Annotated in this window: 12 protein-coding genes and 1 tRNA gene; 9 read left to right on the forward strand and 4 right to left on the reverse strand. The window is 72.2% G+C overall.

Annotated features, from left to right (window positions below; all coding sequences use genetic code 11):
* The first annotated feature begins 17 nt into the window (after positions 1 to 17).
* Together ACFV9Q_RS14195 and ACFV9Q_RS14200 are read left to right on the forward strand one after the other, a co-directional pair.
* A complete protein-coding gene (locus ACFV9Q_RS14195) occupies positions 18 to 950 on the forward strand; it encodes a hypothetical protein (RefSeq protein WP_377228192.1) in 933 nt (310 codons plus the stop codon).
* 508 nt (positions 951 to 1458) lie between these two features.
* Entirely contained in the window at positions 1459 to 2499 is a 1041-nt protein-coding gene (locus ACFV9Q_RS14200) for a pirin family protein (protein WP_377234936.1), read from the forward strand.
* On the opposite strand, the gene ACFV9Q_RS14205 is transcribed toward ACFV9Q_RS14200, so the two are convergent.
* Positions 2468 to 3256, reverse strand: a complete 789-nt coding sequence (locus ACFV9Q_RS14205) for an NUDIX domain-containing protein (RefSeq protein ID WP_377234937.1) — start codon at positions 3254 to 3256, stop codon at positions 2468 to 2470. The genes ACFV9Q_RS14200 and ACFV9Q_RS14205 overlap by 32 nt on opposite strands.
* Positions 3257 to 3346: 90 nt before the next feature.
* On the opposite strand from ACFV9Q_RS14205, the gene ACFV9Q_RS14210 reads away from it, so the two are divergent.
* Positions 3347 to 4402: an SPFH domain-containing protein gene (locus ACFV9Q_RS14210; protein ID WP_377234938.1), complete on the forward strand. Its 1056-nt coding sequence runs from the start codon at positions 3347 to 3349 to the stop codon at positions 4400 to 4402.
* 1 nt (position 4403) lies between these two features.
* Positions 4404 to 5318, forward strand: a complete 915-nt coding sequence (locus ACFV9Q_RS14215; RefSeq protein WP_377228196.1) for a hypothetical protein — start codon at positions 4404 to 4406, stop codon at positions 5316 to 5318.
* Here the strand turns inward: ACFV9Q_RS14215 and ACFV9Q_RS14220 are convergent.
* Complete coding sequence (locus tag ACFV9Q_RS14220) at positions 5315 to 6061, reverse strand: GntR family transcriptional regulator (protein WP_377228197.1); 747 nt, start codon at positions 6059 to 6061, stop codon at positions 5315 to 5317. The genes ACFV9Q_RS14215 and ACFV9Q_RS14220 overlap by 4 nt on opposite strands.
* Positions 6062 to 6174: 113 nt before the next feature.
* Here ACFV9Q_RS14220 and ACFV9Q_RS14225 point away from each other — a divergent pair, with 113 nt between their 5' ends.
* The 4 genes from ACFV9Q_RS14225 to ACFV9Q_RS14240 all read left to right on the forward strand — a co-directional run bounded on the left by ACFV9Q_RS14225 (position 6175) and on the right by ACFV9Q_RS14240 (position 8405).
* Entirely contained in the window at positions 6175 to 6474 is a 300-nt protein-coding gene (locus tag ACFV9Q_RS14225) for a hypothetical protein (protein WP_377228198.1), read from the forward strand.
* Positions 6471 to 6845 carry a hypothetical protein gene (locus ACFV9Q_RS14230; RefSeq protein WP_377234939.1) on the forward strand — a complete coding sequence of 125 codons (375 nt, stop codon included), beginning with the start codon at positions 6471 to 6473 and terminating at the stop codon, positions 6843 to 6845. Before ACFV9Q_RS14225 ends, ACFV9Q_RS14230 begins: the two co-directional genes overlap by 4 nt.
* A gap of 157 nt (positions 6846 to 7002) precedes the next feature.
* Positions 7003 to 7815, forward strand: a complete 813-nt coding sequence (locus ACFV9Q_RS14235) for a DUF1206 domain-containing protein (RefSeq protein ID WP_377234940.1) — start codon at positions 7003 to 7005, stop codon at positions 7813 to 7815.
* Between the two features lie 32 nt (positions 7816 to 7847).
* Positions 7848 to 8405 carry a hypothetical protein gene (locus ACFV9Q_RS14240; protein WP_377234941.1) on the forward strand — a complete coding sequence of 186 codons (558 nt, stop codon included), beginning with the start codon at positions 7848 to 7850 and terminating at the stop codon, positions 8403 to 8405.
* A 109-nt stretch (positions 8406 to 8514) separates the two neighbouring features.
* Here ACFV9Q_RS14240 and ACFV9Q_RS14245 read toward each other — a convergent pair whose 3' ends face one another.
* Together ACFV9Q_RS14245 and ACFV9Q_RS14250 are read right to left on the reverse strand one after the other, a co-directional pair.
* Positions 8515 to 9330, reverse strand: a complete 816-nt coding sequence (locus ACFV9Q_RS14245) for a hypothetical protein (RefSeq protein WP_377234942.1) — start codon at positions 9328 to 9330, stop codon at positions 8515 to 8517.
* A gap of 283 nt (positions 9331 to 9613) precedes the next feature.
* Positions 9614 to 9687 (reverse strand) — tRNA-Gly (locus ACFV9Q_RS14250).
* A gap of 154 nt (positions 9688 to 9841) precedes the next feature.
* On the opposite strand from ACFV9Q_RS14250, the gene ACFV9Q_RS14255 reads away from it, so the two are divergent.
* Positions 9842 to 10291: a TM2 domain-containing protein gene (locus ACFV9Q_RS14255; RefSeq protein WP_377234943.1), complete on the forward strand. Its 450-nt coding sequence runs from the start codon at positions 9842 to 9844 to the stop codon at positions 10289 to 10291.
* The last annotated feature ends 229 nt before the right edge of the window (positions 10292 to 10520 follow it).

The raw sequence follows: 10520 nt of genomic DNA on the forward strand, positions 1-10520 counted from the left end.
CCAGTACGAACGGCCCCGTGGCGGTCAGCGAGCTCGCCGCCGCGTGGTTCTCGGAGGTCGCGTGGCTCCGAGAACCGTCCCGCGCCTCGGGCGCGCGGCGGATGGCCGGGTCCCGGTTCCGGGGCATGGCGCAGCCCGACTCGCTCGTTCCTGGTGTCATGCGTCTGGGGGAGGCGCACGTCGCGACCGGCCCCTTCGAGGTGGGCGAGGCGCACCTCGCCGAGCTGTCCATCCCCGCCACAAAGGCGGAGGCCTACTCCATCGCGCGCAGCGACGGCCTGCGCGACGTGCGCGGCGCCGCCCCGACGTCGTACGACGACCGGGACGGCATCGCCCGTGCCTTCCCGCACGCCCTCCCGCAGGGCGAGGAGCTGCGCATCGTGCAGTGGATGGTCGCGGCGGCGCGCAAGACCTCCGGCGGCGTGCTCGCCGACGGCCGGCAGCCGCTGCTCCCCGACCCCGCGGCGTCCGTCAACCTGGCCCTCTACTCCGCGCACGCGCTGCAGCCCACGGACGTGCTGCCCATGCTCCGGTCGTTCATCGCCACGGCCGACGTGTCCGCCGAGCAGGTCACGCCGGACGGGTCCCCGCGCTACACGCTCGCGGGCAGCACCGCGTACGACGGCTCGATCGTGGTCGACGTCGAGCGCGTCGACCGGGTGCCGCGCGCCCTCGGGGCGCTGGACTGGCGCAGCTACGGTCCGTTCGCCTACCGCCTCACCTGGATGCCGGCCGACCCCTACGAGCTGGAGCTCGAGCACGGGTCGGGCCTGCACGTCATCGCCCGGGCGCGCATGCGCGTCTCGCTCGCCCGCCTCGGAGTGTCCCTCCACAGCCGCATCGCCGGCATCGTCGTGGACGACGGCGGCTTCATCGCCACCCCGGAGGAGCTGGACGGGCGCAACGACTCGGCCACGGGTGGCGCTCCGGGATCTCGTGCCTGGGTCTGACGGAATTAGTTATCCACAGATTTGATCCACAGCCCTGTGTGTTGTGTGGGAAATTCGGGGTTCTTCCTGTGGATAGAACTGTGTAATACCGCAGGGTGAAAATTACAACCCTGGAGCGGTTGCCGCTGGTGCGACACGCGGATAGAAACGTTGGCAGTGGTTCGACGATCCGGGTGCAGATGCGGTGCGCTGCAGCAGTACCGACCGGCCCGGGCATCGGACACATGGTCGACCGGAGAACGACAGGACGTCCCGTACCGCGGTGCGGGCTGTGGATGACGCCACAGGTGCCTGTACGGGGCCGGAAGACCGCCCGCGTTCGAGGTGTTCGTGCAGAACAGGCCTGGCGATCCGGGTCTGACGAGCGCATCGGAGTCGTGACGTCGACACGGCGCCCCTGGTACGCGCCGAGCGCGGGCCACGGGTATGCGGTTCGCCAGGGCCCCCGGCCTGCCCCGGGGGCCCTGGCCCCTCCCCGGGGTCCTCCCGCGCGATCTAGGCTCGGGCCATGAGCAACCTCGAGACCCGGCCGACCGAGCAGGTCTGCGTCGCGGGTGAGCAAGGCGACGGCATCGAGCTCCTCACCCCGCGCGACGTGCCGCTCGGCGGGCCGCGGGCGATGGACGTCCGGCGCACCATCCCGCAGCGCGCGCGGTCCCTCGTCGGAGCGTGGTGCTTCAGCGACCACTACGGCCCCGACGACGTCTCCGACAGCGAGGGCATGCAGGTCCCGCCCCACCCGCACACCGGGCTGCAGACCGTGAGCTGGCTCTTCGAGGGCGAGATCCTGCACCGCGACTCCGTGGGCTCGCTGCAGACGGTCCGGCCCGGCGAGCTCAACCTCATGACGGCGGGCACGGGCATCTCGCACTCGGAGGAGTCGCCCGCCGGGGTGCGTCCGCCCCGGCTGCACGGAGTGCAGCTGTGGACGGCGCTGCCCGGCTCCGCGCTCGGTGCCGACCCGCACTTCGAGCACCACGGGGACCTCCCGGTCGTGCGTGCGGACGGCGCCGTCGTGCAGGTGTTCATGGGGCAACTCACCGTGGCGGGGGAGGAGCTGGCCTCGCCCGCGACGGCCTACACGCCGCTCGTGGGGGCGCAGGTCGATCTCGAGCCGGGGGCGGAGGTGCGGATCGACGTCGACGCGGGGCACGAGCACGCCCTGCTCGTCGACGCCGGTGACGTGACGTTCGAGGGCAGCGCGGTGCCGCCGTCGAACCTCGGCTACGTGGCGCCGGGCCGGTCCACGCTCGTGGTGCGCGCCGGGGCGGGGGCGCCGGCACGGGCGGTCCTGATCGGCGGCCTGCCGTTCGAGGAGGACGTCATCATGTGGTGGAACTTCATGGGCCGCACCCACGAGGACATCGTGCGGGCCCGCGACGGCTGGATGGCGCAGATCGCCGAGCTCGACGGCGGCGCGACCGGGTACGCGGCCGGCGCCGAGGGGCGGCTGTTCGGCCAGGTGCGCGGGTATCCGAGCGGGCCGCTGCGCGCGCCCGCGCTGCCGGACCTGCGGCTCAAGCCGAGGGCGCGTCCCGGCCAGGGCTGACCGGCCGCAGCAGCGGCGGGTGCAGCACGGCCGCGCTCGGGTCGACGCCGGGCGCGAGCCGGAACAGCTCGGCCGGGCGGCCGGGTCCTCCTCCGCCCAGGCGCCCCGTCGGCTCCAGGAAGCCCGGGGTGCCCGTGGCCTTGCGGTGGAAGTTGCGCGCGTCGAGCTGCGTGCCCCAGACCGCCTCGTAGACGCCGCGCAGCTCCGCGACCGTGAACTCGGGCGGGCAGAACGCGGCCGCCAGCGGGGAGTACTCGATCTTGGCGCGGGCCCGCTCCACGCCGTCGGCCAGGATGCCCTCGTGGTCGAAGGCGAGGCCTGCGCCCCGCTCGCCGCCGAGCCCGCCGACGGGGACCCAGCGGGCCTCGGCCGCGTCGCCGCCCGCCGCGGGCAGCCCGAAGGCCGGCGCGAGCAGGAGGTAGGCGACCGAGAGCACGGGGCCGCGCGGGTCGCGCCCGAGGGGTCCGTACGTGCGGAGCTGTTCCAGGTGCCACGGGCCGGTGCCGGTCGCGCCGGCCGGGACGGTCAGCCCGGTCTCCTCCGCGAGCTCCCGCCCCGCCGCCTGCTCCAGGGTCTCGCCCGGTAGCACGAACCCGCCCGGCAGCGCCGCCCGGCCGCGGTGCGGCTCCAGGAGGCGGTCGACGACGAGCGCCTGCAGGGCGCCGTCGCGCACCGTGAGCGCCACGACGTCGACGGTGACGGGGAAGGCGCCCGCGGAGTCGGGTACGGCGGACGGGACGGGTGCGGTGCGGGCCATGCCTCGACCGTACATTCTCGTCACCTTGACGAAAAGCTGAGCGGGTAGATATCGTCAATCTGACGACAACGATCCAAGGAGAGTCAGACGATGGCGACGATCAAGCGCTACCCCGGGTTCCGCCAGTTCCTGGGCACCGCGAGCGACTACGTGGTGCACCTCAGCAACGGCGCCGTGCGGCACGAGGGGGTGGGTCAGGCGTTCTGGTTCCGGCCTGACACGTCCGTGCTCAGCGAGGTGCCCGCCACCGACCAGGAGCTCCCCGTCCTGTTCCACGCCGTCACGCGCGATCAGCAGGACGTCAGCGTGCAGTCCAACGTCACCTACCGGTTCGGCGACCCGGTGCTCGCGTCCCAGCGCCTCGACTTCGGGATCTTCCCCGTCACGGGCAAGGGGCAGGAGGCGAGCGGCCGCCAGCAGGTGGGGGCCATCGTGGGCCAGCTCGCGCAGAGCCTCACGGTCGACCTCGTCGCCACCCTGGACCTTCAGGAGGCGCTGGAGTCCGGCGTCGGCCGCGTGCGGACGGCGCTCGGCGCGCTCGGCGAGGACGCGCGCCTGGCCGCGACCGGCATCGAGATCCTGGGCGTCCGGGTGCTCGCCGTCCGGCCCGAGGGCGACGTCGAGAAGGCCCTGCGCACGCCCGTGCGCGAGCGGCTCCAGGCGGAGGCCGACCGCGCGACCTACGAGCGCCGCGCCGTCGCCGTCGAACGGGAGCGCAAGATCGCCGAGAACGAGCTCGCGAGCCAGATCGAGCTCGCCTCCCGGCGCGAGCAGCTCGTGGCCCAGGAGGGTGCGAACAAGCGTCGCGAGGCGGAGGAGGCGGCGGCCGCAGCCCTCGTGTCCGCGAAGTCCGACGCCGAGCGGCGCGAGATCGCGGCGACCGCCCAGGCGGCCTCGCTGCGCCGGCTCGGCGAGGCCGAGGCCGCCAAGGAGGCCGCGCTCATGGCGGTCTACGCGAACGTGGGACGCGACGTGCTCATGGCGCTCGCCCTGCGCGACGCCGCGCCGCACCTGCCGAACGTGGGTTCGCTGACCGTCACGCCCGACCTGGTGAGCGGCCTCCTGGGTGCGCTGACGGCCCGGGCGGGCGAGCCGACGTCGGACGGCGCCGCCGCGGCGAACGGCGCACCGGCCGCGGAGCGCTGACATGGCCCTGCGCACCCGCGCCGTCCTGGTGCACCGGCGGACGGAGCTGGACGAGCTGCTCGACCGGCACGCGACCCGCGGCCAGGCGGAGTTCTTCCTCCGCACCCGGGGCCGCACGCTCGCCGACGTCGAGGCCCGGCACGACGCCGCCGCGACCGCCCGCAAGGTGGTCGCGGCGAGCGTGCCGTCCGACTGGGCGCTCGCGGAGGTGGAGCGCGCGGACCTGGACCGGTTCCTCTTCGCGCCCGAGGACGTCGTCCTCGTGGTGGGGCAGGACGGGCTGGTCGCGAACGTGGCCAAGTACCTGGACCGGCAGCTCGTGATCGGCGTCGACCCCGAACCGGGCACCAACCTCGGGGTCCTCGTGCGGCACGACGTCGGCGACGTCGCGGAGATCATCGGCAGCCTGGCCGCGCCGCGGGGCGGCGCGAACGAGGCGTCGTCCGCGTCGCTGCTCCACGACGAGCTCACCATGGTCCACGCGCGCCTCGACGACGGCCAGGAGCTGCACGCCGTCAACGAGCTGTTCCTGGGTCACCCGAGCCACCAGTCGGCGCGCTACCTGCTGGGGGTCGACGGCGGTACGGAGCGGCAGTCGTCGTCGGGCCTGATCGTCAGCACCGGCACCGGCGCCACCGGCTGGTGCGCGTCGATCGCGCACGACCGGGGCGGGCGCCGGCTGCCCGGTCCCACGGACCCGGCGCTGGCCTGGTTCGTCCGGGAGGCGTGGCCGTCGCCGATCACCGGCGTCACGATGACGGAAGGTGTGCTCGGGCGCGGCGGCGAGCTCGTGGTGACCGTCCAGTCCGACCGGCTCGTCGTGTTCGGCGACGGCATGGAGGCGGACCGGCTCGAGGTCTCCTGGGGGCAGGAGGTCCGGATCGGCGTGGCCGAGCGAAGGCTCCGGCTCGTCTAGTCGATGTCGTAGCGGAGCATGAACTCGCCCGCGTCCAGCACCACGTGGCTCACCTCGACGGCCGAGCCGTCCTTGGTGAACGCGGTGCGCGTGACCGCGAGCACCGGGGTGCCGGGCTCGATGCGGAGCTCCTCGATCTCCTCGATCGTCGGCATCCGGCCCACCACGTCCTCGCGGAACCGCACGGGCGCGTGCCCCGCCTCGGTCAGGCGCGCGTGGGTGCCGCCCGGCCCGACCTCCTGGTCCGCGATCGGCGTCCCGGCCGCGATCGACGCGGGCAGATACGACGTCGCGAACAGGACGGGCTTGCGCTCCCGCAGGTGCAGGCGCTCGCGCACGGTCACCTTGTCGCCCTCGGCGAGGCCGAGGGTGGCGCGGATCTTCTCCGAGGGCTCGGCCTCCGCCGTGACGGCGAGCGTGCGGACCGTGAGGCCCGCGCCCGTCTCGTCGATCTCGGCCGTCACCGTGGACTCGCCGGGCTTTCCGCCCGTGCTGTCACGGACGATCGGCTCGAAGGCGCGCACGAACACGCCGGAGCCGTGCCGGGTCACGGTCAGACCCTCGTCCTTGAGCATCGACAGGCCGTGGCGCGCGGTCATGCGGGCCACGCCGTAGTTCGACATGAGCGCTGCTTCGCTCGGAAGACGATCGCCCGGTTTGTAGGTCCCGGAGCGGATCGCGGCACGAAGATCCTTGGCGATGCTTGCGGCAGTCACACGTCCCTCTCTAGACACGGAACCCACCTAACCCGCAGCCAGTGCGTATACGCAACTTTTCCGCGTAGCGGTTGCAACTCCCAGTTAACCCGCAACAGGCTGTCTATGCGCCTAGAGGTAGGTGCAGAGAGGTGGGAGAAATGGCAACGATTGCGGGCAACCTGGCGGATTCCGCGACGGGTGCGACGCTGCTGCTGGCAGAGATCGGGGATGCGCGGGTCAAGTGGGTCGAGGTGTTCCGTGATCATCTGGTGGTGCATCCGACACGGCGTTCGGAGGGAGCCGCGATCGCGGCGCAGCTCGGGATCACCGTGGCGACGGACTATCCGGCGACCCGGCCGGGCTTCACGATGTGGACCGGGTGCTGGAACGACCTGGACCTGTATGTCTACGGCGACCTGCGGGGCAGCATCCGCGAGGTCCGGGCGTGGCCCACATGACAGCAGGATCCTGCAACGCGGGCCTCGGCCCGGAGGGCTGCCCGACGCCGGGCGCGCACCTCGCGGAGCTCGTGGAGGTGACCGCGCTCATCGCCCACATCTTCGACATCCACACCCTCGACGTACGGGCGGGCGTGGACCACCTCGACCTCGAGGACGACGTCGTGGGCGTGCTGACCGTGGACGTGGTCGCCGCGCGCGAGCCCGACGCCGCACGGCTCGCCCGGATGCTCCACCTCACCGAGCGGCTGGGGCATCACGCAGGCCCGACACACGGGCGCGCGGTCTGGCGGTGCTGGACCGGCTGGGTCCCCGCCGCAGGGGAGGGCCTCCCGGTGTCGCTGCACGTGACGGCGCCCGTCCGGGGTTGAGCGCGGCTCCCCCCACGAACGAACGCCGCGGGCCGGACGGTGGGTCCGGCCCGCGGCGTTCTCGCTGGGCATGCCGGGCCGCGGTTCTTGCTGAGCGGCGTGCGGGTGCGCCAGTGTGTACGGCGTCGCGACTCCCGCGGCCCGACGGAGGTGTCCCGTGTCCGAGAACTCCACTGCTGCCGGCGACGCCGTCCGGCGGGTCCGCAACAGCCGCGCCGTCCGAGGCCTGGCCCGGGGCGGCTACGTCGCCTCCGGCGTGCTGCACCTGCTGATCGGCTGGCTCGCCGTCCAGCTCGCGCTGGGGCAGACCGAGGGGCAGGCCGACCAGTCCGGCGCCTTCCGCGCGGTGGCCCGGATGCCCGGCGGGGAGGTGCTTCTCTGGCTGGTCGGCGTGGGCTTTGCCGCGCTCGCGCTCTGGCAGCTCGCCACCGCCGTCGTCGGCGTGCCGAACGCGGACAACCAGCTGGCCGCGCGCGCCAAGAGCGTGGCCAAGGCCGTGCTCTACGGGGCGCTCGCGGTCACCGGCGTCCGGTATGCGCAGGGCTCCGGCGGCGGCAGCGGCAGCGAGGAGAGCCTGACGGCCCGCGTCCTCGCGATGCCCGGGGGCGCCTGGCTGGTGGGTGCCGCCGGTCTGGTGATCGTCGGCGTCGGCGGATACCACGTGGTCAAGGGCGTCCGGAAGAAGTTCCTGGAGGACCTCGTCGGCACGGGCGGCAGCGCCGTCCGGCCGGTGGTGGTGCGGCTCGGACAGGCGGGCTACGTGGCCAAGGGGATCGCGCTCGGCGTCGTCGGCGGCCTCGTGGTCGCCGCCGCGGTGACCACGGACCCCGAGCAGGCCGGCGGTCTCGACGAGGCGCTGCACACGATGCGCGACCAGCCCTACGGCACGGTCCTGCTCCTGGTGGTCGGGGTGGGCATCGCCGCGTTCGGCGGCTACTCCTTCGCCCGCGCCCGGTTCGCACGGCTCTGATGCGCACGGGAACCGCCGGAGCGTTCAGCACGATGAGGTTCGCCGGACTCTGCGGCGTGGCGCTCGCGGCGGTGGCGCCCTGGCTCGGGTGGGTGCTGGTCGTCCGGGGTCACGTCGTCCCCGGCTGGGGGCTCGGCGTCGTGCTCGCCGCCGTCGCGCTGGTGCTTCTCTGGTACCCGCGCTCCGCCCGTGTGCCTGCCGTCGACGAGGCGCAGGAAGCAAGACGGGCGGTCCTGCGCCGGATCCGCGCAGCCTCGACGGTCCTGGCCGTGGTGAGCATCGGCCTCGCGGCTACCGGTGACATGTTCTACGAGGCGCAGTACCGGGTGCTCCCGCACGAGGCCTCCGACGGCTGCCGCGTCGTGACGCGGGAGACATCGGATCTGCTGTCCGGGGGCGGAGACGTCTACGTGGTGCGGGGTCTCGGCGTCGGGCAGCGGACCGGGACCTGGACCGCCGACGACGGCGCCCGGCCGATCCGTGACGGCCGCTACGACCTGGATCTGGGGCAGGAAGGTGGGTCCCTGACCGTGATCGGCACCTCGTACGACCCGGTCTGGCCGGCCGACCACACCATCGACTGCCGCTGACGGGGATCAGCTGGCGACGCCGGACGACTTGTCGGAGACGACGGAGCGCCCGATCGGAAGACAGCGCCGGATTCTGGGGGAGCGTGCTCGTGGCAGCGGCATGTGCTGCTCAGAGCATCCGCATTGCTTCCGCGCGCTCCTCCTCAAAGTCGGAGATCTGCCTCCACCTCGACACCAGCCTCGGGACACTCCCCGTGCTTCCCGACCTCGCGAGTCTTTCTGGATCGGAGAGCGTGTAGTGGATCTCCATCGCCAAACCATCGCGGCGCGCGATCGCGATGGTGAGGCCCAGATAGGCCAGCATGGTCAGCAAGAGTCCAGCAACTGCCATCAGATCGGAGGTGAACCAGCCGGCGCGATTGATCCAGCCGCCAAGCAAGCCTGACAACAATCCGGTGATGACGAGCAGGATGGCCAGGGAAGCGACGTAGCCGACCAGGACCATCCGCGCCACCGGCTGGGGCTCTGCCGGGCCGAGGTGCTTGTGCAGGTATCTGATCCGACTGAGCGCACGCTCTGCCCAGTTCTTGTGGAAGACCAACCAGATGAGGAACGCATAGACCGGAGAGAACTGCCCGATCAGGCCGAACGAGAACTCGACGTCTGATCGGTCGTCTTCTCCGAGCAGGTGCAGAGCGAAGAAGACTGCTCCGATCGTCAGCGCGATGCCGATCATTGCTAGAAGGTCAACTCGGGTGACGGGCGGGAACCGGTTGAGGGAGACGAGTATCAATGTCCGTCGCCGCACATCTGCCCGCAACTCTGCGCGAGCTCCGGGTGGTAGCCGTTCCAGCATCTCGGACTCCTGCTGAAGATCCGTTCGTAGCCGTCTTGACGTGATGATGGTGGAGGCTACGACGGCGCCCACCGTGGCGATCGCCAGTGGTGCCAACACCGGCATGAGGGCTTCGACGACGCGAATCATCTTTTCTCCATCGGTTCGGGCTGTGTCACGCCCGGGCGGACACGGCCGCGCCAGGAGCCCGAATCATCCCAGTCACGCTGCCTGCTGAAACGGGGCCACATCCGGGCCGCGATGCGGACCGCCCTCACGTCGAGGCCGGATGTGCTGATGGCCGAGACCAGCGGTGGGCGCGTAGGCCGCATGGCGCCAACGGGTGGCACGTCAAGGGCGTGACAGCGTCTCCAGGGGCGGGACACGACGAAGCCCCAGGTTAGAAAACCTGCTCTGACCTGGGGCTTCGTGCTGGAGCGGGTGACGGGAATCGAACCCGCGCTATCAGCTTGGGAAGCTGAAGTTCTACCATTGAACTACACCCGCAACGTCCGGTTCTGACCGGTTTTCTGCCGTTCCGGAATCCCGCTAGGGTTCCGCAACAGCGCCCGTGAACCTGGCGCGCGACCTGATCATACCCAAACTCGCCCGGATGCCCGAACCAGATCCGCGCGAGTGTCGCCGAGCAGCCGGAGCAGCAGTGAGCGAGCACCCCAGCGAGAAGCCGACCGAGCCGATCTACCAGGAGACGAAGCCCCTGCCTCCGCGGCCGCCGCAACCCCCGCCGCCTCCGCAGGAGACGCGCGCGCTGCAGAAGCCGAAGTCCGGGTCCCCGGCCAAGTCCGGCCCCGCGAACTACCAGCAGCAGTACGACTACGACCGCCCCACCCCGCCGCCGGAGCACGTGCCGGGCCGCAAGTCGCGCATCACCGCGGGCCTGCTCGGGATCCTGCTCGGCGTCGTCGGGGCCCACCGGTTCTACCTGGGCTACAAGGGCCTCGGTTGGATCATGCTCCTCATCACGGCGGTCTCCCTGGGCCAGGCGTGGTTCGTGCCGGCGATCTGGGGCGCGATCGAGGGCATCCTGTACCTCGTGATGCGCAAGGGCTACTGGTCGGTGGACGCGAAGCACCGGCCGCTGCAGTGGTGACGCCCGCCCGCTGACGCGGGCGCCGCCGCCCGCTGACGCGGCGTCGTCGTCCCGGCGCGGACGGCGCGGCCCCGGTGCGGAACGGCGCCGCCCCCGGACGGGGAGGGGACTCCGCGCGCCGCCCCATACCATCCCCCCGTTTCCCCCTCCCACCCCCACACCCCTTTCCAACCCGAGGACAAACATGTTTTCCCCTACCCCTCCCACCCCTCCCTGCCTTAACCATCTA

Origin of the sequence: Promicromonospora sp. NPDC059942, assembly GCF_042731755.1 — a bacterium.
In the GTDB taxonomy this organism is placed as follows: domain Bacteria; phylum Actinomycetota; class Actinomycetes; order Actinomycetales; family Cellulomonadaceae; genus Promicromonospora.

What these genes read in the sequence shown, in the direction of transcription:
- ACFV9Q_RS14215 (WP_377228196.1), top strand. Translation starts at nt 4,404, where the DNA reads ATGGCCCTGCGCACCCGCGCCGTCCTGGTGCACCGGCGGACGGAGCTG.
- ACFV9Q_RS14230 (WP_377234939.1), top strand. Translation starts at nt 6,471, where the DNA reads ATGACAGCAGGATCCTGCAACGCGGGCCTCGGCCCGGAGGGCTGCCCG.
- ACFV9Q_RS14245 (WP_377234942.1), bottom strand. Translation starts at nt 9,330, where the DNA reads ATGATTCGCGTCGTCGAAGCCCTCATGCCGGTGTTGGCACCACTGGCG.
- ACFV9Q_RS14200 (WP_377234936.1), top strand. Translation starts at nt 1,459, where the DNA reads ATGAGCAACCTCGAGACCCGGCCGACCGAGCAGGTCTGCGTCGCGGGT.
- ACFV9Q_RS14225 (WP_377228198.1), top strand. Translation starts at nt 6,175, where the DNA reads ATGGCAACGATTGCGGGCAACCTGGCGGATTCCGCGACGGGTGCGACG.
- ACFV9Q_RS14240 (WP_377234941.1), top strand. Translation starts at nt 7,848, where the DNA reads ATGAGGTTCGCCGGACTCTGCGGCGTGGCGCTCGCGGCGGTGGCGCCC.
- ACFV9Q_RS14210 (WP_377234938.1), top strand. Translation starts at nt 3,347, where the DNA reads ATGGCGACGATCAAGCGCTACCCCGGGTTCCGCCAGTTCCTGGGCACC.
- ACFV9Q_RS14205 (WP_377234937.1), bottom strand. Translation starts at nt 3,256, where the DNA reads ATGGCCCGCACCGCACCCGTCCCGTCCGCCGTACCCGACTCCGCGGGC.